Origin of the sequence: Brevundimonas diminuta 3F5N (assembly GCF_900163625.1) — a bacterium.
Classification (GTDB): Bacteria; Pseudomonadota; Alphaproteobacteria; order Caulobacterales; family Caulobacteraceae; genus Brevundimonas; species Brevundimonas diminuta_A.
On sequence record NZ_FUIE01000019.1, the window covers coordinates 1 to 21,384 of the forward strand.

At 67.9% G+C, this 21,384-nt stretch carries 23 protein-coding genes; 12 read left to right on the forward strand and 11 right to left on the reverse strand.

Features of this window, described 5'->3' with window-relative positions; translation table 11 throughout:
* Positions 1–141 precede the first annotated feature (141 nt).
* From FM111_RS03270 to FM111_RS03280, 3 genes are all read left to right on the forward strand, one after another.
* Positions 142–2,205 carry a capsular polysaccharide biosynthesis protein gene (locus FM111_RS03270; RefSeq protein WP_256968069.1) on the forward strand — a complete coding sequence of 688 codons (2,064 nt, stop codon included), beginning with the start codon at positions 142–144 and terminating at the stop codon, positions 2,203–2,205.
* 149 nt (positions 2,206–2,354) lie between these two features.
* Complete coding sequence (locus FM111_RS03275; RefSeq protein ID WP_143276038.1) at positions 2,355–3,500, forward strand: beta-ketoacyl-ACP synthase III; 1,146 nt, start codon at positions 2,355–2,357, stop codon at positions 3,498–3,500.
* A gap of 98 nt (positions 3,501–3,598) precedes the next feature.
* On the forward strand, positions 3,599–3,865 hold the full coding sequence (locus FM111_RS03280) for a hypothetical protein (protein ID WP_087139307.1): 267 nt from the start codon (positions 3,599–3,601) through the stop codon (positions 3,863–3,865).
* 74 nt (positions 3,866–3,939) lie between these two features.
* Here the strand turns inward: FM111_RS03280 and FM111_RS03285 are convergent, their stop codons facing one another.
* The 4 genes from FM111_RS03285 to ctrA form a co-directional block, all read right to left on the reverse strand.
* On the reverse strand, positions 3,940–4,467 hold the full coding sequence (locus FM111_RS03285; RefSeq protein ID WP_087139308.1) for a porin family protein: 528 nt from the start codon (positions 4,465–4,467) through the stop codon (positions 3,940–3,942).
* A gap of 211 nt (positions 4,468–4,678) precedes the next feature.
* Complete coding sequence (locus FM111_RS03290) at positions 4,679–5,212, reverse strand: porin family protein (protein WP_003165856.1); 534 nt, start codon at positions 5,210–5,212, stop codon at positions 4,679–4,681.
* A 218-nt stretch (positions 5,213–5,430) separates the two neighbouring features.
* Positions 5,431–8,121, reverse strand: coding sequence for a pyruvate, phosphate dikinase (gene ppdK / locus FM111_RS03295; protein WP_087139309.1), 2,691 nt, complete (start codon positions 8,119–8,121; stop codon positions 5,431–5,433).
* 234 nt (positions 8,122–8,355) lie between these two features.
* Positions 8,356–9,057: a response regulator transcription factor CtrA gene (ctrA, locus tag FM111_RS03300; protein WP_003165857.1), complete on the reverse strand. Its 702-nt coding sequence runs from the start codon at positions 9,055–9,057 to the stop codon at positions 8,356–8,358.
* Positions 9,058–9,430: 373 nt separating this feature from the next.
* On the opposite strand from ctrA, the gene FM111_RS03305 reads away from it, so the two are divergent.
* The 4 genes from FM111_RS03305 to FM111_RS03320 all read left to right on the forward strand — a co-directional run bounded on the left by FM111_RS03305 (position 9,431) and on the right by FM111_RS03320 (position 12,504).
* Positions 9,431–9,802, forward strand: coding sequence for a chromosomal replication initiator DnaA (locus tag FM111_RS03305; RefSeq protein WP_087139310.1), 372 nt, complete (start codon positions 9,431–9,433; stop codon positions 9,800–9,802).
* Entirely contained in the window at positions 9,799–10,515 is a 717-nt protein-coding gene (locus FM111_RS03310; RefSeq protein ID WP_087139311.1) for a DUF6456 domain-containing protein, read from the forward strand. The genes FM111_RS03305 and FM111_RS03310 overlap by 4 nt, the downstream gene beginning before the upstream one ends.
* A 113-nt stretch (positions 10,516–10,628) precedes the next feature.
* Complete coding sequence (locus FM111_RS03315) at positions 10,629–11,420, forward strand: hypothetical protein (RefSeq protein ID WP_087139312.1); 792 nt, start codon at positions 10,629–10,631, stop codon at positions 11,418–11,420.
* Positions 11,421–11,445: 25 nt separating this feature from the next.
* On the forward strand, positions 11,446–12,504 hold the full coding sequence (locus FM111_RS03320; RefSeq protein ID WP_256968070.1) for a linear amide C-N hydrolase: 1,059 nt from the start codon (positions 11,446–11,448) through the stop codon (positions 12,502–12,504).
* Positions 12,505–12,526: 22 nt separating this feature from the next.
* Here the strand turns inward: FM111_RS03320 and FM111_RS03325 are convergent, their stop codons facing one another.
* Both FM111_RS03325 and FM111_RS03330 read right to left on the reverse strand, forming a co-directional pair.
* Positions 12,527–12,820 (reverse strand): hypothetical protein, encoded by a 294-nt coding sequence (locus FM111_RS03325; RefSeq protein WP_087139314.1) that lies wholly within the window; start codon positions 12,818–12,820, stop codon positions 12,527–12,529.
* Positions 12,821–12,890: 70 nt separating this feature from the next.
* Complete coding sequence (locus tag FM111_RS03330; protein WP_087139315.1) at positions 12,891–13,328, reverse strand: SufE family protein; 438 nt, start codon at positions 13,326–13,328, stop codon at positions 12,891–12,893.
* Positions 13,329–13,486: 158 nt separating this feature from the next.
* On the opposite strand from FM111_RS03330, the gene FM111_RS03335 reads away from it, so the two are divergent.
* On the forward strand, positions 13,487–15,124 hold the full coding sequence (locus tag FM111_RS03335) for a sensor histidine kinase (protein ID WP_218779165.1): 1,638 nt from the start codon (positions 13,487–13,489) through the stop codon (positions 15,122–15,124).
* 3 nt (positions 15,125–15,127) lie between these two features.
* Here the strand turns inward: FM111_RS03335 and FM111_RS03340 are convergent, their stop codons facing one another.
* The gene (locus FM111_RS03340; protein WP_087139317.1) at positions 15,128–15,751 is read right to left on the reverse strand and encodes a LysE family translocator; all 624 of its coding nucleotides are present in this window, start codon (positions 15,749–15,751) and stop codon (positions 15,128–15,130) included.
* Between the two features lie 106 nt (positions 15,752–15,857).
* Between FM111_RS03340 and FM111_RS03345 the strand changes: the two genes are divergently transcribed.
* Positions 15,858–16,298 (forward strand): DUF6389 family protein, encoded by a 441-nt coding sequence (locus FM111_RS03345; protein ID WP_087139318.1) that lies wholly within the window; start codon positions 15,858–15,860, stop codon positions 16,296–16,298.
* Here the strand turns inward: FM111_RS03345 and FM111_RS03350 are convergent.
* Complete coding sequence (locus FM111_RS03350) at positions 16,295–17,170, reverse strand: hypothetical protein (RefSeq protein WP_087139319.1); 876 nt, start codon at positions 17,168–17,170, stop codon at positions 16,295–16,297. The genes FM111_RS03345 and FM111_RS03350 overlap by 4 nt on opposite strands.
* Positions 17,171–17,225: 55 nt before the next feature.
* Here FM111_RS03350 and FM111_RS03355 point away from each other — a divergent pair, with 55 nt between their 5' ends.
* Together FM111_RS03355 and FM111_RS03360 are read left to right on the forward strand one after the other, a co-directional pair.
* Positions 17,226–17,555, forward strand: a complete 330-nt coding sequence (locus tag FM111_RS03355; protein WP_087139320.1) for a DUF1491 family protein — start codon at positions 17,226–17,228, stop codon at positions 17,553–17,555.
* A 192-nt stretch (positions 17,556–17,747) separates the two neighbouring features.
* The gene (locus FM111_RS03360; RefSeq protein ID WP_087139321.1) at positions 17,748–18,128 is read left to right on the forward strand and encodes a hypothetical protein; all 381 of its coding nucleotides are present in this window, start codon (positions 17,748–17,750) and stop codon (positions 18,126–18,128) included.
* 9 nt (positions 18,129–18,137) lie between these two features.
* Here FM111_RS03360 and FM111_RS16345 read toward each other — a convergent pair whose 3' ends face one another.
* Entirely contained in the window at positions 18,138–18,278 is a 141-nt protein-coding gene (locus FM111_RS16345) for a hypothetical protein (RefSeq protein ID WP_179205007.1), read from the reverse strand.
* 158 nt (positions 18,279–18,436) lie between these two features.
* On the opposite strand from FM111_RS16345, the gene FM111_RS03365 reads away from it, so the two are divergent.
* On the forward strand, positions 18,437–20,065 hold the full coding sequence (locus FM111_RS03365; protein WP_087139322.1) for a peptide chain release factor 3: 1,629 nt from the start codon (positions 18,437–18,439) through the stop codon (positions 20,063–20,065).
* A gap of 3 nt (positions 20,066–20,068) precedes the next feature.
* Here the strand turns inward: FM111_RS03365 and FM111_RS03370 are convergent, their stop codons facing one another.
* Together FM111_RS03370 and FM111_RS03375 are read right to left on the reverse strand one after the other, a co-directional pair.
* The gene (locus FM111_RS03370; RefSeq protein WP_087139323.1) at positions 20,069–20,833 is read right to left on the reverse strand and encodes an SDR family oxidoreductase; all 765 of its coding nucleotides are present in this window, start codon (positions 20,831–20,833) and stop codon (positions 20,069–20,071) included.
* A gap of 77 nt (positions 20,834–20,910) precedes the next feature.
* Positions 20,911–21,384 (reverse strand): YczE/YyaS/YitT family protein (locus FM111_RS03375; RefSeq protein WP_087139324.1); only part of this gene is annotated, 474 nt, incomplete at its 5' end.

A 21,384-nucleotide genomic window follows, 5' to 3' on the forward strand; every position in this document is an offset into this window, starting at 1 on the left:
GTGGGGCTTCGTGTAGAGGGGCTTTCGGATAGGGCGCGCTCACACCCCTCATCCGAGCGCCTCCGGCGCCCACCTTCTCCCTCAAGGGGAGAAGGAAGTGCGGGGTGGCGCCTTCCCCCGGCAGACCTTAGACACAACCTCATGACCGCACCGCTTCCGCCACTGTCGAAAACCCGCGCCTGGGTCTGTGCGCCGGGGGTGTTGAAGGTGCCGTTCCTGTCCGCCTTCCTGCCCGATTATGACCTGTCCGCCCTGCCCGGATCGTCGATCGAGGCCGTCCTCGGCTGGGGCATGAAGCCGACGGCGGAAGCCGGACGACGCTGGGCGGCCAAACACGGCAAACCGTATGTCGCGCTGGAGGACGGCTTCCTGCGCTCGGTCGGGATCGGCGAGAGCGGGGCGACCAGCCTCAGTCTGATTGTCGACGATCTGGGCGTCTATTACGACGCGACCCGGCCCAGTCGGCTGGAGCAGCTGATCCAGACCGCGCCCGACTGGTGCGACGCCGCCATGAAGGCCCGCGCGCGCGGCCTGATCGACCGCATCGTCGCCTCCGGCGTGTCCAAGACCAATATGGGCGGGCCGCTGGACCCCGACCTGCTGAAACCCGGCCGCCGGGTGCTGATCGTGGACCAGACCTTCGGCGACGCTTCCATCGGCTATGGATTGGCGACCGAGGCCAGTTTCTCCGAGATGCTGGCGACCGCCCGGCGTGACGAGCCGGGCGCCGAGTTGATCGTCAAGCGCCACCCGGCCGTGGCGGCGGGACGCAAGCAAGGCTGCATCCCGGCGGACCAGCTTCAGGGCGTTACCCTGATCGACACCGACGTGCGGCCCGCCGACCTGCTGGCGGCAGTGGATGCGGTCTATGTCGTGACCTCGGCGCTGGGGTTCGAGGCCCTGTTGAGAGGCCTGCCGGTGCGTTGCTTCGGCGCGCCCTTTTATTCCGGCTGGGGCCTGACGACCGATACGGTTCAGACTGGACGGCGCGGCGTGGCGCGTGATCTGGAACAGATCGCGGCGGCGGCTCTGATCGCCTACACCCGCTACGTCGATCCCGTCACCGGCCAGCGGTGCGAGGCCGAGGCGGCGCTGGAGCGGCTGATCGCCCTGCGCGACCGGGCCGACCGGCTGGCGGGCGACTGGGCCGCCGTCGGTTTCGCCCCGGCCAAGCGGCCGCCGGTGCGCCGCCTGTTGAACTCGCCCAAGGGTCGCGTGCGCTATTTCTGGCGCTCCTCCGCCGCCGTCGCCCATGCGCGGGCCACGGGCGGCAAGCTGATCTGGTGGGCCGGCAAGGAGACGCCGCAGATCCGCGCCGCCGCCGACGCCTTCGAGGGGCCGGTCGTGCGCATGGAGGACGGCTTCATCCGTTCTCGCGGCCTGGGGTCCGACTTCTTCGGCGCCCTGTCCGTCGCGCTGGACGATCAGGGCGTCTACTACGACCCGACCCGGCCCAGCCGCCTGGAAAGCCTGATCGAGGCGGGCGAGCCGTCGCCGGATCAGGCCGCGCGGGCCGAAGCCCTTCGCGCCCGCGTGGTCGAAGCGGGCCTGTCGAAATACAATCTGAAGGGCGCGGGCGTCCCGGCAAGCTGGCCGACCGACAAGCCCATTCTGCTGGTCGTGGGTCAGGTCGAGAACGACCGCTCGATCATGATGGGCTGCGGACCGGACCTGCGCACCAACTCCGGTCTGGTGAAGGCGGCGCGGGCGGATCATCCGGACGCCTTCCTGATCTATCGCAACCACCCGGACGTGACGGCGGGCAACCGGCCCGGCCTGCTCGACCATGCGGCGATGGAGGAGGTCGACGCCTCGGCCGACGATCTGGACATCGTGGACTGCCTGAACGCCTGCGATCGGCTGGCGACACTGACCTCCCTGACCGGGTTCGAGGCCCTGATGCGGGGCAAGCCGGTCAGCGTCTATGGCCGCCCCTTCTATGCCGGATGGGGCCTGACCGACGACCGCCTGACGTTCGAGCGACGCACCCGCCGCGCCAGTCTGCAAAGCGTCATCCACGCCGCCCTGATCGGCTATCCGGTCTATGTCACGCCGGACGGCTGGCCGTGCGAGGCCGAGGATCTGGTCGAGGCCCTGATCGCCGCGCGCGACCACCCCCTGCCCGCCCCGCCGCGCGGCCGCGTCAATCGCTGGTGGCGCGGGATCAAGGCCAGTCTCGACCGCAGCCTTCCCCCGGCCTATTGAGGACGTTCGTCATCGCAACGGACTGAGTCCGGCCCGCGAGGCGCCCGAACTTCGCCGCGAGGCGCCGACATAAGGCTTGTCGAGCGCCGGGGACTCCATGTTCCCTCATGCAGCGAGGCGCCGCGCGCCGAGCGTCAGGGAACTACACAGTGCAAAAAGCCGTCATCTCCGCCACCGGCCTGTTCACGCCCGAACAGTCGATCTCGAATGAGGAACTGGTCGGCGCCTACAACGCCTGGGCGGAAGGCTGGAACGCGGCCAACGCCGAAGCCATCGCCGCCGGAGAGCTGGAGGCCAAGACGCCCTCGTCCGAAGCCTTCATCGAGAAGGCCTCGGGCATCAAGGCGCGCTTCGTCATGGACAAGTCGGGCATCATCGACCCCGAGCGGATGTTGCCGCACCTGGCCGCGCGCGGCGACGACGAGCTGTCGATCCTGGCCGAAATGGCCGTGAAGGCCGCGCAGGACGCCATCAAGGCCTGGGGCAAGCCGGTCAGCGAGATCGGCGCCGTGATCTGCGCCGCGTCGAACATGCAGCGCCCCTACCCCGCCATGGCCATCGAGGTGCAGCAGGCGCTGGGGATCGAGGGCTTCGCCTTCGACATGAACGTGGCCTGTTCGTCGGCGACGTTCGGCATCAAGACGGCGGCGGATTTCGTGGCCTCGGGATCGGTCAAGGCCGTGCTGATGGTCAACCCCGAAATCTGCTCGGCGCACCTGAACTTCAAGGATCGCGACAGCCACTTCATCTTCGGCGACGTCGCCACCGCCGTCATCATCGAGGCCGAGGATCAGGCCGGACCGGGCGGCTGGGACATTGTCGGCACGAAACTGAAGACCAGCTTCTCCAACAACATCCGCAATAATTTCGGCTTCCTGAACCGCGCCGCCCTCCCGACCGACGCCCACGAGCCGGTCTCGTCCGACGGCCTGACCGACAAGATGTTCGTCCAGCAGGGCCGCAAGGTCTTCAAGGAGGTCGTGCCGATGGTCTCGGAGATGATCCTGGACCACGCCGCCGAGCTGAACCTGGACCCGCACGGGCTCAAGCGCCTGTGGCTGCACCAGGCCAACATCAACATGAACACCCTGATCGGCAAGAAGGTGCTGGGCCGCGAGCCGGAGCCGAGCGAGAACGTCATCATCCTGGACGACTACGCCAACACCTCCTCGGCCGGGTCGATCATCGCCTTCCACCTGAAGAACGACGGCTTCGCTCCGGGTGACACGGGCCTGATCTGCAGCTTCGGCGCAGGCTACTCGGCGGGCACGGTTTTTGTGCAAAAGCGCCCATAAACCCGCCGAACAGGAATCAATATTTCCGGCGGCGCTTGCACTGTTCGGAAATTTTTGCAAACCGTAACGCGTCGAGAAGCAGGGGGGACAGCGCCCGAATGACTCAGACAGCTTTGCCCTGGGCTGAAAAACTCAGCGATCCGCTGGCGCACGACGTGGCCACGGTGCTGCAACGCATGGGCGGTTCGGCCCATCAGGACATGGTGATCAACTGCGTCGCGGCGTTGAAACGCCAACGCGGCGAGTCGGTGACTCAAGACCTCAAGATGAAGATCATCGAAGTGTTCGAACGCTATCGCGACTTCTTCATTCGCCCCTTCGGCGAAGGGTCGATGCGCTGGGCCCTGGCGCCGGGCGTCGCCTGACCGTTTAAAGATCGAACAACGAAAAAGGCCCGCTCCGATTGGAGCGGGCCTTCGTCATTTCAGACAATCCGCGCTTAGAAGCGGCGGATGTAGCTGACCGAATAGGCGTCAGCCTCGCCGCGATCGTCGCGGAAGTCGCGGCGGGTCCAGTCGGCGCGGACGCCGTTGACGCCGTCCAGGTAGTAGTTGGCGCCGACGCCGTAGTTCCAGCTGTCGCCGCCGACCTTGCTCTCGGAGCCGGCCAGTTCCTGCTTCAGCTCGGTGTGGCCGTAACCGCCGCGCGCGAACAGCTCCAGCTTGTCGCCGACGGGATATTTGCCGACGACATATCCGGCGGCGTCCCACTCGTGCTTGATCTGGCCATCGACGCCGGCGACGCTGATGTCCTTGTCCTTGACCCCCACGCCGACCTCGGTCTCCACGGCCAGGTAGCGGTTCAGGTTGACGCCCAGGCGGCCGGACACGGCGCCGGTCTGGGCCGCATCGCCTTCCATGTGCGTGTAACCCAGCGAACCATAGCCGCGCGGTTCAGGATTCGATTGAGCAAACGCCGGAGCGGCGAGAACAGACACAGCAGCGGCGGCGAGAAGAAGGTTACGCATTATTTCATACTCCTTAGATGATGTGACTTCTGTGATCACATGCCCCATCCAACGAAGCTTAAATGGTTGCGCCACGACCTACGTTCCATAGGACAAACGTCCAAGCATGGTGCGCGTTACGCAAAAGACACACACAACGTTACCCAAATAACGCAAAAGAAAGGGCGCGCTCCGCCGGGGAGCGCGCCCAACCGATCCGCCGGGAATCGGATCAGAAACGACGGACGTAGTTGACCGAATAGACGTCCACTTCGCCGCCGTCGTCGGTGAAGTCGCGACGGGTCCAGTCGCCGCGCAGGCCGTTCTGGCCGTCGAAGTAGTAGTTGGCGCCGACGCCGTAGTTCCAGCTTTCGCCGTCAGCCTTGCGTTCGACCCCGGCCAGTTCGGCCTTCATCTGCGTCGTGCCGTAGCCGCCGCGCGCGAACAGTTCGAAGTTGGGCGTGACCGGCAGGGTGCCGACCGCATAGGCGGCCAGATCATAGTCGTGCTCGATCTTGCCCTTAGCCCCGGCGATGGTGAAGTCGTCGTCCTTCACCCCGATCGAGCCTTCGCCCTCAACGCCGAAGTAGGGGTTGAACTTGGCCCCCAGACGGCCAGTGACAGCGCCCAGGTTTCCATCTGAATGGTCCAGCTGCGAATAGCCGAGCGTGCCATAGTAGGTGGGGCCGCCAGGCTGCACGACCTGGGCCGCAGCCGGCAGGGCGAATACAGAAAGGGCGGCGGCGGCGAGAATAACGTTACGCATGAGCTTCAATCACTCCTTATTGCGATGAACAGGCTTGGCCTGACCACCTTGCGGAGAAACAAAGCTCAAGCGCACAGCGTCGTTCCCTGTGCTTTATGAAGCAATCCATGACTGTGCGGGCCAAAGCACACACCGCGTTCCGTCAAGGGTGACTATTTCACGGCATGAAAAAGGCGACCCTTTCGGGTCGCCCTTCTCTTGTCGACGATTAAAGGGCCTTAGCGGTCCTTCTCACGCTCCTCGCCCGAGCGTGCGCTCAGGGCGGCCTGGGCCGCCGCCAGACGGGCGATCGGCACGCGGTAGGGCGAGCAGGAGACGTAGTCGAGGCCGACCGTCTCGCAGAAGGCGATGGAGGCGGGGTCGCCGCCGTGTTCGCCGCAGATGCCCATCTTCATGCCCGGCTTGACCGCGCGGCCGCGCTCCTCGGCGATGCGGATCAGGTCGCCTACGCCGCTTTGGTCCAGACGGACGAAGGGGTCGGTCTCGAAGATGCCCTTGTCCAGATATGCCTGCAGGAAGTGTCCGGAATCGTCGCGGCTGATGCCGAAGGTCGTCTGCGTCAAGTCGTTGGTGCCGAAGCTGAAGAATTCGGCGTGTTCGGCCAGATCGGCGGCGCGCAGGGCGGCGCGCGGCAGTTCGACCATGGTGCCGACCAGGTATTCGACGCTGTCGCCGGCGTCCGCAAACACGGCCTTGGCCGTGCGGTCGGTCAGTTCGCGCAGATACTTCATCTCCAGACCCAGGGCGACCAGCGGGTGCATGATCTCCGGGATCGGGGCGACGCCCGACGACGCCTTCACCTGCAGCGCCGCCTCAAGGATGGCGCGGACCTGCATTTCGTAGATTTCCGGATAGGCCACGCCCAGACGGCAACCCCGGTGGCCCAGCATCGGGTTGGTCTCGTGCAGTTCGCGGGCGCGGCGCTTCAGCTTGGCCGCGTCCAACCCCTGCGTCGCGGCCAGGGCGTCGATGTCGGCGTCGGTGTGCGGGATGAACTCGTGCAGCGGCGGGTCCAGCAGGCGGACGGTGACGGGCAGGCCGCTCATGATGGTGAACAGCTCGACGAAGTCGGCCTTCTGGAACGGGGCGATCTTGGCCAGCGCCACGCGGCGACCCGCCTCGTCGTCGGCCAGGATCATCTCGCGCACGGCGGCGATGCGGGCCTCGTCGAAGAACATGTGCTCGGTGCGCGACAGGCCGATGCCCTCGGCCCCGAAGCCGCGCGCGGTCTTGGCGTCCAGCGGGGTCTCGGCGTTGGCGCGGACCTTGAGGCGACGGATGCCGTCGGCCCAGCCCATCAGGGTCTGGAAGTCGCCCGTCAGCTCCGGCTCGATCATGGCCACGGCGCCGTCCAGCACCTCGCCCTTGCCGCCGTCGATGGTGATGACCTCGCCCGCCTTGAAGGTGCGGCCGCGCGCGGTGAAGGTTCCGGCCTTCTCATTGATGGCGATCTCGCCCGCGCCCGAGACGCAGGGGCGCCCCATGCCGCGCGCCACGACCGCCGCGTGGCTGGTCATGCCGCCGCGCGCCGTGACGATGCCGCGCGCCGCGTGCATGCCGTGAATGTCTTCCGGCGACGTCTCGTCGCGGACCAGGATGACGGCGTCGCCGACCTGTGACAGGCGCTCGGCCTCGTCGGCGTCAAAGACGATCTTGCCGGTCGCCGCGCCGGGCGAGGCCGGCAGGCCCGCCGCCACCACGGTGCGGGCGGCGTTGGGGTCCAGCGTCGGGTGTAGCAGTTGGTCCAGAGCGGCGGGTTCGACCCGCGACACGGCTTCTTCCTGCGAGATCACGCCTTCGGAAGCCAGATCGACGGCGATCTTCAGCGCCGACTTGGCCGTGCGCTTGCCGTTGCGGGTCTGCAGCATCCACAGACGGCCCTGCTCGACCGTGAACTCGATGTCCTGCATGTCGCGATAGTGGCTTTCCAGCCGCCCCACCACGTCGACGAACTGGCCGAAGACCTCGGGCATCGCCTCTTCCATCGACAGCGCCGTCTCGCCCATCTCCTCGCGGCCCGCCTTGGTCAGCGACTGCGGCGTGCGGATGCCCGCCACCACGTCTTCGCCCTGGGCGTTGATCAGGAACTCGCCGTACAGCTTATTCTCGCCGGTCGAGGGGTTGCGGGTGAAGGCGACGCCGGTGGCCGAGGTCTCGCCCATATTGCCGAACACCATCGACTGCACGTTGACGGCCGTGCCCCAGCTCTCGGGGATGTCGTGCATGCGGCGATAGAATTTCGCCCGGTCGTTCATCCAGCTTTCGAACACGGCGCCGACGGCGCCCCACAGCTGGGCCTGCGGATCCTGCGGGAAGGGCTGGCCCAGTTCGCGCTCGACCAGGGCCTTGTAGTCCGCGACCACCTTTTCCCAGTTCTCGGCGGTCAGTTCGGTGTCGACCGAGACGCCCAGGCGATCCTTATGATCGTCCAGCACCTCTTCGAAATAGTCGTGGCCCAGACCCAGCACCACGTTGGAGTACATGGTGATGAAGCGGCGGTAGGAATCGAAGGCGAAGCGACGGTCGCCCGACAGCTTGGCCAACCCCTCGACCGTCTGGTCGTTCAGGCCCAGGTTCAGAACGGTGTCCATCATGCCCGGCATGGAGGCGCGGGCGCCCGAGCGCACCGACACCAGCAGGGGGTTGGCGGCGTCGCCGAAGGTCTTGCCCACCACGCCCTCGACGTGGGCCAAGGCCGCCTTGACCTGATCGGTCAGGTCGGACGGATAGGTTTCCTCATTGGCATAATACCAGGTGCAGACCTCGGTGGTGATGGTGAAGCCGGGCGGCACCGGCAGGCCGAGGGACGACATCTCGGCCAGGTTCGCGCCCTTGCCGCCGAGAAGGTTCTTCATCGACGCGTCGCCGTCAGCGGACCCGCCGCCGAAGCCATACACCCACTTGGTCATTTCGTAGTTCCTGAACCGTGGTCATGCGAGACTGAGTCCCGCCTTATGCGGGGTTTCACTAGCGCGCTGCACCTGCGAAGGCGAGGCCGCAGGCGTAACAATCCGTGAGGGGTTGTATCGTTCGTCATCGTCTTCAAGCCCAAACCATGGACCAGCCAAAGGAAAACGCCCGCCGGTTTCCCGACGGGCGTTTGCGTTCACACGGCCCCGAGTGGAGGCTCAGGCCGGATCCGTTCAGGCGGCGACGGTGATCGCGCCTTCGGCCGGGTCGCGCAGGACGTAGCCGCGGCCCCAGACGGTTTCGATATAGTGCTTGCCGCCGGCGGCCGTCGCCAGCTTCTTGCGCAGCTTGCAGATGAAGACGTCGATGATCTTCAGCTCCGGCTCGTCCATGCCGCCGTACAGGTGGTTCAGGAACATCTCCTTGGTCAGGGTCGTGCCCTTACGCAGGGAGAGCAGCTCCAGCATCTGATATTCCTTGCCGGTCAGATGCACGCGGTGGCCGTTCACCTCGACGGTCTTGGCGTCCAGGTTCACCGCGATCTCGCCGGTGTGGATGATGGCCTGGGCGTGACCCTTGGAGCGACGGACCACGGCGTGGGTGCGCGCGATCAGCTCGTCCTTGTGGAAGGGCTTGGTCAGGTAGTCGTCGGCGCCGCCGCCGAACGTCTTGACCTTGGTGTCGATCTCATGGCTGCCCGAGAGGATCATCACCGGCGTATTGATCTTGCCGTTGCGCAGCTGGCGCAGAACCTCAAGCCCGCTCATGTCCGGCAGGTTCAGGTCCAGCAGAATGAGGTCGTAGTCATAGATCTTGCCCAGATCGATGCCTTCCTCACCCAGGTCGGTCGTATAGACGTTAAAGCCTTCCGACTTCAGCATCAGCTCAATGCTTTGGGCTGTCGCGTGGTCGTCTTCGATCAGCAGGACGCGCATTATTGCCCCTCCAGGCAAAGCTTGGGATAGCCGCGCGGGAGCGACGGCCAGGTAACCTTGTTCCAACGTTAACGGGCCAAAACCTTAAGAAGGGTTAACGCATCCCGATATGAAACGCCTAAGGTGATTTGCGAATCGCCGTCCAGAGTCCTGAGTCAAGGATTCGTTAATTTATTTGGCGTCGCCCCCTCATTCCCCTGTTGACGTCTGACGCGTCTTCCACAGGGGGCGTGCACAACCGCCCCTGTCGATGCCGGGCCCTGCCTGGGGAAACGACCGCTTCTGACGTTTCATAGGACAATATTCCTAATTCAGTCGCCAGACGCACTCATAATGGCGACATCCACAGGAATGGCGGGAGGAAGCGCAGATCATGGAACCCTATCGCGTGCCGGTGACGGAGGGCGACCGCATCCGGGCGGACGCGGCCCTGTCGCTGTCGGGCCTGGCCCTGGGCGTGCCGACCGCCGAGATGACGCGGCGCGAGCGGGTGCGGCCTCGGGCCTGCCGGGCGCGCTGGTCGGCCATGTATCTGGCGCACGTCTCGTTCGGCTGGCCGCTGGAGCGGGTGGCCCACGCCTTCGGCCTGAACCGGGCGACGGCGGGCGCCGCCTGCCGTTGGGCCGAGGACGAGCGCGACCGGCCCGACTACGACGCCTTGATGGACGGTCTGGAGGGGGCGCTGCGGGCAGTCATGGAGCTGCCGCTGGTCGATCTGGCGCCCGAGATCGGAGGCCGTCGATGAGCCGTCAACTGGAACGCGCCCGCAGCCTGCTGCAACGCCCCGGCGCCTGGCTGGATCAGGCGGGCGGCGCCTATCCCTTGCGCCTCGGCGGCGATCGGCGCAGCCGGGTGGTGCTGACCCTGGACGAGGCCGTCTTCCGCGCCGTGATCGAACGGCCGGGCCTTCGTCTGCGCGAAGGCGGCGGCTGGCTGCCCCGCGCGGCCAACGACCATGCTCCGCCCGCGCCCCCGCCCGGCCGCCCCGGCGTCATCGAGGGCGAGCGCGCGGTGATGGAGAGCGACGGCCGCCTGACGATGCGCCGCGCCAACCTGGGCGAGAGCCCGATCCTGTGGCTGGCCAGGCGCAAGGACCAGTCGGGCCGTCCGTGGCTGACCCCGCCCGAGGTGGCGGCGGGCGAGCGCCTGCGCGCCGAGGCCGAGATCGCCGCGGCCGGTCCGTCCCTGACCATGCGCTGGGACGCCTTGCCGACCTCGCACTCGGGCGGCGGGCGCGCGCGGATCGAGCCGGGCGACCGCGCCCTGTCGGCCTCAACGCGGGTGCAGGCGGCGCTGGACGCCTGCGGCCCGCGCCTGCGCGCCATGGTCGAACAGGTCTGCATCCACGGCACGTCGCTGCAACTGGCGGAACAGGCCCTGTCCCTGCGCCGCCGTCAGGGCAAGACTCTGCTGAAACAGGGGCTTCAGGCGCTGGCCGAGCATTACGGCATCGGATGACGACCGACCGACGAAATGCAAGCCGTGCAATCAAAGATTGCTGATCTACGATTACTTAAGCATGGCCATTCTACCCAGAGGCGATCCCCTCGGTCGCTGTGAGTAGACTCCCCATGACGTTCCTCCGCCCCGCCTCGCTTCTTCTCGGTCTGGCGAGCGTCGCCCTCGCCGGTTCCGCCAGCGCCCAAGCCGGCGCCGACGACCAGTGGCGCGTCACCGTCAGCCCCTATGTCTGGGCGACCTCGCTGGACGGCAATGTCACCCTGGCCGGGCACAAGGCGCCGGTGGACGTGTCCGCCTCGGACGCCTTCGACCAGTTGGAAAGCGTGGTCATGGGCGACGTCGAGGTCCGCAAGGGCCGCTGGGGCGCCTTCGTCGACTATCAGTACGCCAAGACCAATGAGGGCGTGTCCCTGATGGGCGTTCCGGCTGAGCTGGGCACCCGTTCGACCACCGTCTCGGGCGGCGTGCTGTTCCGCTTGATCGACGATCCCGTCGGCGGCCGCACCGCCTTCGGCGACGCACGCAGCTTCCGCGTCGAACCGCTGATCGGCGCCCGCTGGAGCAAGCTGCGGGCCGAGCTGAACACCCCGCTGGGCGCCACGCAGAAGGGCGCCGAATGGACCGATCTGCTGCTGGGCCTGCGCGTCGAGAGCGACGTGTCCGAACGCTGGACCCTGCGCACCCAGGTCGACGCCGGGGGCCTGGGCGACGACGATCGTCACAGCCTGGCCTGGCAGGCCCTGGCCTCCTACCGCACCCCGCTGGCGGGCGGCGCCGTCTCGATCAACGCCGGCTATCGGATGCTGCATCAGAACTATGAGCAGGACGATTTCACCGGCCAGCGCTTCGACTGGAAGGTGACGCGCCACGGCCCGGTGCTGGGCCTGTCGCTGACCTACTGATCCCCCCTCACCCCAAGGAGACGACATGCGTAACGGAATGAAGAAGGGCGTCGCCGCCCTGGCCGCCGCCTTCATGCTGGCCGTTCCAGCGGCTGAGGCGTGCACGCGCCTTGTCTACCACGGCCACGACGGCGCGGTGATCACGGCCCGGTCGATGGACTGGAAGGACGAGATCATGACCAACCTCTGGATCTTTCCGCGCGGCATGGCGCGGGATGGCTCCGGCGGCCCGAACTCCCTGACCTGGACGTCCAAATACGGCAGCGTCATCGCCAGCGGCTATGACATCTCGACCGTCGACGGCGTGAACGAGATGGGTCTGGTCGCCAACGTCCTGTGGCTGGTCGAGTCGGAGTACCCGGCCTATGACCCGAACAAGCCCGCCCTGAGCATCGCCGCCTGGGCGCAATACGCCCTCGACAACTACGCCACAGTGGCCGAGGCGGTCGAAGGCCTGCGCGACGAACCCTTCGTCCTGGTCAGCGACAATGTGCCGGGTCAGGAGCGCCTGACCACCCTGCACCTGTCCCTGTCGGACAGCAGCGGCGACAGCGCCATCTTCGAATACATCGACGGCAAGCTGGTGATCCACCACAGCCGCGACTATCAGGTGATGACCAACTCCCCGACGTTCGATCAGCAGCTGGCCCTGAACACCTATTGGCAGGGCATCGGCGGCACAGTCATGCTGCCGGGCGCCAACCGGGCGGCCGACCGGTTCGCCCGCGCCGCCTTCTACACCAACGCCATTCCCAAGTTCGAAGATCAGAACATGGCCGTGGCCAGCGTGTTCAGCGTGATCCGCAACGTCTCAGTGCCGTTCGGCATCTCGACCCCGGACCAGCCGAACATCTCCTCGACCCGCTGGCGCACGGTCGTGGATCACAAGCGTCAGCTCTACTTCTTCGAGTCGGCCCTGACGCCGAACACCTTCTGGGTGGACCTGAAGAAGATCGACTTCTCGCCGCGCGCCCCGGTCAAGCGGCTGGAGCTGGGCGAGAACCAGATCAACACCCACGCGGGCGACGCCACCGCCAAGTTCAGCAATGCGCGGGCCTTCCCCTTCCTGGGTCCGCAAGAGTAGGCCGCGACAAGGCGGTCGGGGTTCAGAAGATCCCGACCGCCGCCTCGGCCCAGATCACAAGCACGGCCAGGACCACCGTCCCGGCCAGCGCCAGCCGCACCAGCGGCGTCCGCGCCTTCCACAACAGCAGCTCCAGCAGCAGCCCCGCCCCGATCAGCAGGACGGCGGCGAACAGGAAGTCCTGCCCGTCCCAGGCGACCTCGGAGGTGAACTGCATGGCCACCAGCGGCGTCAGCAGGATCAGCCCGACCGCGCTCCAGCCGGCCGTTCGGATCGGATTGAAGAAGGAAGGCGCGCGTTTCGTCAGGACCGACATCGGACCGCTCCGCACAGGAAAAGACGCCTCATCATGCGCCCGATCGCAGCCGATCGGAAGCGAGACGACGTCAGCCCGCCGCCAGCGCCGCCTCGCGGATGCGGCCGACCATGCTGTTCAGACCGTTGGCGCGTTGCCGCGTCAGGGCCGAGGGCAGGCCCAGACGGTCCAGCGCCGCCCTGGCGTCGAAGCCCAGAATCTCCGCCGGAAGCCGCCCCGAATAGAGCCGCAGCAGCAGGGCGATATTGCCCTTGGACAGGGCGCTGTCGCTGTCGGCGTCGAAGAACAGGCGATCGCCTTCAGGCCGCATAGACAGCCAGACCTGGGCGGCGCAACCCGGCACCTTGTTCGCCTCGATCCGCGCCTCTTCGGGCAGCGGCGGCAAGTCCTTGCCCAGGTCGATGACGTACTCGATCCGCCCTTCCCAATCGCCCAGCAGGTCGAACTCCTCGACCAGTTCGGCCAGGGTCTCGTCGATGGAGCGGGCGGGGACGGCGGCGGACATCATGGGCGCGACATAGGCCGCTCTCGCCCTCGCCACAACCGCCCCTCTCTCAACCGCATCTCTCAACGCTTCTGGGCTCCCCCGACAGGCGAGCGCGCTAGGGGGCGCTCAAGGCGCAGTCTAGGCTATACGGCTGATTCAACCCCTGCGCCCGGATGGCCGTGACGTCTCGGACCGCCCTTCTCGATCCCATCCGCCGCCCTGAAGCCGCCGAGGCCGGGGACGGCGCCGCCGTGGCCGCCTGGCACGCGGGCTGGACGGCGGTCGTCGGGCTGACCGCGCTGGGCACCGCCTGGCTGGGGCGCCCCTTGGCCGCGCCTGAGGCTCTGGCCCTGGCCGTCATGGCCGCGCCGGGCGTGGCGGGCCTCGCCCTGCTGGCGCGCGACACGGCGGGATTGAGAGCGGCGTTGATGACGCTGTGGGCCCTGGCGGCCCTGACGGCGGCGGCCCTGGCGGGCGGCGCGGCCGGACCGTTGGCGGGCTTCGTCTTCGCCCCCCTGGCGGCGGGGCTGGCGCTGGGCGGACGGCGCCGCGCGGTCGTCGGCGCCCTGGCCGCGGTCGGCGCGGCCCTGGTCGGCGTGATCTCCACCGCGGCCATCGGACCGGCGACGCCAGGCGGCGGCCTGGCCGGCGCCTCGGCCCTGATCGCGGCGGGCGGCGCCCTGCTGGGCCTAGCCCTGGGCCTTCGTCGCCAGTCGCGCCGCCTGACAGCCGCCGAAGACGCCGTGGCGCGCGTCGAGGCCGTTCTGTCCGGCCAGCCGGGCCTGACCCTGACGCTGGACCCCGGCGGTCGTTATCGCGCCCTGGCCGCCTATGGCGCGGCGCCGGCCGCCCTGCCCGTCGATCTGCTGTTCGAGGATGGACTGCTGGCCGTCGTGGACGAGGCCGATCGCGCGGCCGTCCTGACCGCCCTGGCCCGCGCGCGGAACGGCGCTGAGGCCCAAGTCCGCTTCACCCCGCGCCTGGCGCTGGACCGGCGCATCCTGCTGGTCGCCCGACGGCTCGGCGACGGCCCGCGCCTGATCGTTCAGGCGCTGGACGCCACCTTGCAGCACGCGCGCGAGGCCGAACTGGACGCCGCCCGCGCCGAGGCCGAGACCCAGAACGCCGGCAAGACCCGCTTCCTGGCCCATATGAGCCACGAGCTGCGCACACCGCTGAACGCCGTCATCGGCTTCTCGGACGCCATGCGGCAGGAGCTGTTCGGCCCCGTCCCGCCGCGCTACGCCGACTACGCCCGCTCGATCCACGAGGCGGGCGGCCACCTGCTGGACCTGATCAACGACGTACTGGACGTCAGCCGCATCGAGGCCGACCGCTATGAGCTGTCGCTGGAGCGTTTCGACGCGCGCGAACCGGTGCTGGCGGCGCTGGCCCTGGTCCGCATTCAGGCCGACGACAAGGGCGTCGAACTGGCCGCCGTCCTGCCGCCCGAAGCGCTGAGCGTCCGCGCCGACCGCCGCGCCCTGAAGCAGATGGCGCTGAACCTGCTGGCCAATGCGGTGAAGTTCACCCCGCCGGGCGGAACCGTCACCGTCTCGGTGCAGGCGAATGATGACACGCTGGAAGTGACCGTGGCCGACACCGGCGTCGGCATCTCGGCCGAAGATCTGGCGCGTCTGGGCCGCCCCTATGAACAGGCGGGCGACGCCGAACAGCGGGCGCAGGGGTCAGGACTGGGGCTGGCGTTGGTCCGCGCGCTCGCCGGACTGCACGGCGGGGCGCTGACGCTGGACAGCGCGCTCGGCGTCGGCACGGCGGCGACCGTGCGCCTGCCGCTCGAGACGCCCGACGCCTGAGCCTCAGACCTTAGAGGCGGCCAGCTTCAACCCGAAGCCGATGAAGACCACGCCCACCACCCGGTCCATCGTCCGCACCACGGCCGGGCGGCGCAGGAACCGGCCCAGCGGCGCCGTCGCCAAAATCAGCCCGGCGAACCAGACGATAGTCAGCGCCACATGGACCCCGACGAGGAAGAAGGTGAAAGCCGCCACATTGGCCTCGTGAGGCACGAACTGGGGCAGGAAGGTCACGTAGAAGACGCCGACCTTTGGGTTCAGCAGATTGGTCAACAGGCCACGCCGAAAGGCGACGGGACCACTGGGGGGCAAGGCGGCGCCCGGCTCGCCCAGACTCTTGCGCGGCTTGAACAACATCTGCGCGCCCAGCCAGACCAGATAGGCCGCGCCCGCCCACTTCACCACCGTATAGGCCAGCTCGGACACCCGCAGCAGCGCCCCGAACCCCAGCGACACCGCCGCGCCCCAGATCAGACAGCCCAGCAGGATGCCCGCCCCGGCGAAGACGGCCGAACGCCCGCCCTCGGCCGCCGCCGAGCGCAACACCATGGCGGTGTCCACCCCCGGCGTGATGGTCAGGATGGTGATGGCGACCAGGAAGGCGGCGAACAGGGCGGGATCGAACATAACGGGCAATGGAACACGCCGTCCCGCCTCGCCGCAACCGTCGAACTGGACGGCGCCGCCGCGCCCGACCTAGGAAAGACCCATCCAGCCCGACGAGGAGCGATCCATGGACGAAACCGCCTATCGCACCGCCCTGCGCGCCACGCTCGACGCCCATGATCACCCGGCGCTGGAGCGCATCCGCGCCCTGCTGGCCGCCCTGCCCGAGGCGGCGCGCGAAATCCACGTCGTCGTCTTTCCCGATCAGGACGGCGAAGGCGCCTTCAGCGTCCACGTCAGTCTGGACGGTCCCGACCTCTACGTCCTGAACAAGGCGATCGAGCCGCACCGCACCCTGTTCGAAGTCGTCCACGGCGAAGAAGGCTTCGAGCCTGACCTGCCCATGTTCGGACGCGATCCCGGCTTCAGCGTTCAGGACGCCATCGTCGATACGGCCGCCGACTGGATCGAAGCCCTGTGGCCGCGCGCCGGACAGACGCCCGTCCCTGTCATGATCTACGGCGACGAGGACTACGGCCTCACCACCCCGCGTCGGCTGGCGCCCTAGACCGGCCCCATGGCCAGAAAGGCGCGGGCGGCGGCGAAGTCGCCCGCCTCGAACCGGGCGGTCGCCACGCTGTCGTCGCGGAACAGGAATTCGATCAGAAAGGGCTCGCGCGGGTCCAGCGCCGCCAGCGCCTCGGCCGCGCTGTCGGGAAAGCGCCAGACCTCGCCCGCCCGCGCGCCGGACGCCAGCAGGTCGCGCGGCGCAAGATCGGAACCGGCGGCGAAGACGGCGCGACGCGCAGCCTCGGGCGGCAGACCATCCCCCGCCAACCACGGCCGGGGCGAGCGCGCCGCATCGCGCATGACGATGCGCGCGGCATAGGGCCGAGGCTTGCCGACGAAGGAGACGACCGCCGCCGGGCGCGCATCCTGCGGCGCCTTGCCGGTCAGGCCGAACCGCACGGGCGAGGCGCCGGTCGCCCCGTCCTGGAACAAGCGCCAGCCGTCGCGGGCGCTCTCGAAACGGTCGGCGCTCCAGACGGCCTTGTCGCCGGGGAAGTTGATCCGCGCCGCGCGCGACCAGCCGGCGAAGGCGTGGCGCACCCGCGTCTTGACCTGGTTCAGTTCGGCGTCGTTGCAGGGGGTGGCCTCGGCCCGCGCCCTGGCCCGCCCGGCCGTGGCGGCCAGTTCGGTCGCCGGACGCCCGGCGCGCAGGGCGGCTCCGCGCGCCTGCAACGTCGCCGCCTCCAGCGCCTGGGTCAGGCGCGGCTCGAACAGACGGCACTTGTCCTGCGCCGCCCGCACGAAGGCGCGCTCATAATAGACGTCGCCCCCAAGGTTCTGGCCAGCCGTCGCCGTCCCGGCCGCGAAGGTCAGGGCGATAATGGCGGCCAGCGTTCTGCTGACGAAACGGGAAGGCGGCGCTATCCTCATGGCTCCACCCTAGCCGCCGCCGGTTCCGGGTCCGTGTCCAAACAGGGTGAACCAATTGCTTCTTTCCACTGACGTCTGGGTCGGCGCCCTGATCCGCCGCGCCGAGCTTGAGGGCGCCAACGCCGTAGTGGTGAAGAAGGGCGACGCCCGCGCCGGGGCCGTCATCGTCAAGGCTTATGACACCGCCACCCGCACCGCCCGCCTGTGGACCGAGGCGACCGGCCAGGACGGCGAGCCCCTGTGGATCCAGCCCGTCGCCAGCGAATTCGAAAGCGAACTGGACGCCTATCTGGACCGCCAGCGCCGCTATGACCCGGACCTCTGGATCGTTGAGATCGAGGACCGCCAGGGCCGCCATTTCCTGACCGAGAAGACGCAAGGCTGACCCGCTCCCGCCGGGAAAGGGTTCACCGGCCGACAGGGCCGTTCAAAACCGCCCTAAAGCAGGCCGAAGGCTGGTAGGGCCCTCAAAATAGTAACCGGCCTGTTCACCGCGTTCGTGAACCGGAACGCAAGCGCGGGCGTCCTACAACCTGTCGCATGGGGGCCAGAAGGGTCCTGCGAGCGGACACGGTCCATGCTGTTTCTCTTGAACGATGTCGTCTTCGACCTGGACGAGGCCTGCCCGGCCCCGAGCCATGACGTGCGCCGGTTCGGGACCCTGTCTTGCGACTATGTGCTGGAGATGGGTTGCGAACTGTTCGCCGAAGACCCGCTGCTGCATCGCACCGACCCGGCCCGCGCGCGCCGTCTGGCCTGGCTGATCGCGCACAAGGCGCAGGGCGTCAACGCCGCTCTGTTCGCCGCGCCCGAAGCCGGTTGCGCGCCCGAAGTGGTCGAGCCGCGCTTCTGCGCCTTGCCCGAGATCGTCCTGCGCCACCTGCAACAGCGCGCGCGTCGCGGCGCCCTGAACGCAGCGACGGCGGACAAGGCGGTCTGGGGCCGTCTGGCGGCCTGAGCCGTCTTCCTAGAGCAGGACCCCGAACAGAGTGTGCACCACGATCGCCGCCAGGACGATCAGGGCGAACCCCGCCATAAAGCAGACCAACGGGTGAATCTTGCGCTCGCCCTGTACGGGCGAGACCTTGCCTGAGTGGACCAGAGCCATGACGTTTCCCTTCCCTCGTGTGGCGGACTCATGGCCCGCCATCTCCCGAAAACGAGCATGCCTCGAATAACCATCATACGCGAAGGGTCTTTCACGACATCGTGAACGTCGACAATTGAGCCCCGGCGCGGTAGGTCGCGCGTCCTAAAGGAAGCTCTATGTCCAAACTGACCCTCGCTCAGGAGGCCGACCGCCGTCGGACCTTCGCCATCATCGCCCACCCGGACGCCGGTAAGACGACCCTGACCGAGCATATCCTGCTGGCGGGCGGCGCAGTGCGCGCGGCCGGAGCGGTCAAGGCGCGCGGGGAAAACCGCCGCGCCCGTTCGGACTGGATGAAGATCGAAAAAGAGCGGGGCATTTCGGTCACCGCCTCGGTCATGACGTTCGAGCACGACGGCAAGATGTTCAACCTGCTGGACACGCCGGGCCACGAAGACTTCTCGGAAGACACCTATCGCACCCTGACCGCAGCCGACTGCGCCATCATGGTGCTGGACGCCGCCAAGGGCATCGAGCCGCAGACGCTGAAGCTGTTCGAGGTCTGCCGCCTGCGCGACATTCCGATCATCACCTTCATCAACAAGCTGGACCGCGAAGCCCAGGACCCGATGGCCCTGCTGGACGAGATCGCGTCCCGCCTGCAACTGGACCCCTCTCCTATCTGGTGGCCGGCCGAGAGCGGCAACCGCCTGCGCGGCCTGGCCGAGGTCGGCGGCCAGGGCCGGTTCCAGCCCTATACCCGCAAGACCTCAGACAACGACGGCGAACACCCCGCCCCCCTGCCCCTGGAAGACGCCGGGTCCTTCTTCGAGGGCACGGAGCAGGCCGACATGGTCGATGCGCTGGAGCTGGTCGAGGCGGGCTATAAGCCGTTCGACCGTCAGGCGTTTCTGGAAGGCCATATGACGCCCGTGCTGTGGGGCTCGGCCCTGCGCCACTTCGGCATCGAGGAGTTGCTGAAGGCCATCGGCGAATGGGCCCCGCCGCCCAAGACCATGAAGGCCCGCAAGGAAACCCCGCCCGAAACGCGCAACGCCCCGGCGCCCGAGGACATCGCCGTCGAGCCCAGCAAGGACGAAGTCACCGGCTTCGTCTTCAAGGTCCAGGCAAATATGGACCCCAACCACCGCGACCGCATCGCCATGTTCCGCATGGCCTCGGGCAGCTTCAAGCGCGGCATGAAGCTGAAGGTGCAGAACACCGGCAAGCAGTTGTCGGTGAACGCTCCCATCATGTTCTTCGCCTCGGACCGCGAACTGGCCGAGGACGCCTTCGCCGGCGACGTCATCGGCATTCCGAACCATGGCGTCCTGCGCGTCGGCGACAGCCTGTCGGAAAGCGGCCTGGTGCGTTTCGCCGGCCTGCCCAACTTCGCCCCGGAAATCCTGCAGCGCGTCCGCGTCAAGGACCCGCTGAAGGCCAAGCACCTGAAGAAGGCGCTGGAAGGTCTGGCCGAGGAAGGCGTAACCCAACTGTTCCGCCCCGAACTGGGCGCGGACTTCATCGTCGGCGCCGTCGGCCAGTTGCAGTTCGAGGTCATGGCCGACCGCCTGGGCGAGGAATACGGCCTGGACGTGATCTTCGAGCCGTCGCCTTACGCCGAGGCGCGCTGGGTCGCGGGCGAGAAGGCCGATCTGGAGGACTTCGCCGGCAAGTACCGGCCCCAGATGGCGGTCGACATCGACCAGAACCCGGTCTTCCTGGCCAAATCGAGCTGGGAGACAGGCTATGTCTCCGAACGCTTCCCCAAGATCGCCTTCACCAAGACCAAGGAACGGGGCTGACCTTCAGGTCTTGCTGATCGACACCCCGCCGTCGACCAGCATAGCCGTCCCGGTCATGAAGCTGGAGGCGTCAGAGGCCAGGAAAAGCGCGGCGCGGGCGATCTCATCCGGCGTCGCCATCCGCTTCAGGGCGTGCATCCCCTCGACGAAGGCGATGATTTCGGGCGTGTGGGCGAACTCGCGCCCGGCCTCGGTGTCCGTGCCTCCCGGCAGCAGGCAGTTGCTTCGCAGCCCCTGCGCCCCGAACTCGGCGGCGATGACCCGCGACAGGCCGATCAGACCCGCCTTGGCCGCGCCATAGGCCGCCATGCCCGGCATGCCGATGGCGTGACCGACAAAGGTCGAGGTGAAGATCAGCGAGCCGCCGCCGCGCGCCAGCATGGCCGGAATCTGATGCTTGGCGCCCAGGAAGGCGGCGGTCAGGTTGACGTCCAGCGTATCGCGCCAGCGGTCCAGCGCGATCTCAGGCGTCGGCTCATTGGCGCCGATGGTCCCGGCGTTGTTCAGGGCGATGTCCAATCCGCCGAACCGCTCGACCGCCGTGTTCACCAGCCGCTCTGCCAGAGCCTCGTCGCGGATGTCGCCCGGCACGGCGACGGCGCGACCGCCCTCGGCCTCGATCGCCGCGACCAGGGCCAGAAGCTCGGCCTCGCGCCGGGCGGTGACGACCACCGCCGCGCCTTCGCGGGCGAACAAGCGGGCGGCGGCGGCCCCGATGCCGGAGCTGGCTCCGGTGACGATGGCGACCTTGTCGGACAGTGCAGGCATGACGACCTCGTGCGTGAAAGAGGTCGCCTTCCTTTCATGCCTTCATGGCGTGGTCTGGCGAGGTTCGGACTCGGCGTTCAGGTCGAGGGCGCCACACGGGTCTCGCGCCCCAGCGCCTGGAACCACGGCAGGAAGAACTGGATCAGCGGACCGATGCCCACGGCGAAGACCACCGTGCCCAGGCCGACCGAGCCGCCCAGCAGCCAGCCTCCGGCCAGGACGCTGACCTCGATCAGCATCCGCGACACGCGGATCGACCAGCCCAGCCGCTGGTTCAGGCCGATCATCAGGCCGTCGCGCGGCCCTGTGCCCATACCTGCGCCGATGTAGGCCGCCCCGCCCATGGCGGTCAGCAGCACGCCCATCGTCATGAAGCCCAGCCGCAGGGGCAGGCCCGTGATCTCGGGCAGAACGGCCAGGGCCGCGTCCATCGACAGGCCGATGACGAAGATGTTGAACAACGTGCCCAGCCCCGGCTTCTGACGCAGCGGGATCCAGGTCAGCATCACCAGGACGCCCATCAGGATGGAGGCGGTCCCCAGGCTCATGCC